Below are 532 nucleotides of genomic sequence, written 5' to 3'. Positions count from 1 at the left end.
CGTGTCTGCCGCCGAAGCCGATCCGATAGCCGCACTCCTTGGCCAGCCGGCCAAGCCGTCGGTCGGTGACAGAGAAGGGTGCCGCGAACGCCGTGGTTGGCCGACCGGCCCACCGTTCGATGAACATACGAGAGCGCAGGAGCTCGGCGGCCAAGTCAGAGCTCGACAGACCATCGATCGCGCGATGCGTCGCCAGATGGCTTCCGAAGAAAGCACCTTCGGCGGCGAGGCGTCGCACCGTCCCGGCGTCCATAAGCGGCGTCGGCGGACCGCTGTCGGCGTCCCACAGTGCACTTTCGCCCACCAGGTCCGTCACCAGGAACACTTCCGCGGTCAGGTCGTTCGCGCGCAAGATCGGCCAGGCATGGTCGGCAAAGTTCTGGAAGCCGTCATCGAAGGTGATGAGCACTGGGCGGCCAACGAAAGGGTGACGGTTGGCGATGAACCATTCTAGCTGCTCGGACCTAATCGCGTGAAAGCCATTGGCGCGCAGCCATGCCATCTGGCTGTGGAATGCGGCGGGCGTGAGCCG

At 65.2% G+C, this 532-nt stretch carries 1 protein-coding gene; it reads right to left on the bottom strand.

Annotated elements, in window-relative coordinates; all coding sequences use genetic code 11:
- Window positions 1-532 (bottom strand): polysaccharide deacetylase family protein (locus NMG80_RS04110; RefSeq protein WP_254016957.1); only part of this gene is annotated, 532 nt, incomplete at both ends.

The organism is Mesorhizobium escarrei (assembly GCF_935825525.1).
GTDB lineage: Bacteria > Pseudomonadota > Alphaproteobacteria > Rhizobiales > Rhizobiaceae > Mesorhizobium > Mesorhizobium escarrei.
Note: the sequence above shows the minus strand (reverse complement) of the source record. Positions and strands in the feature narration are given on the sequence as shown.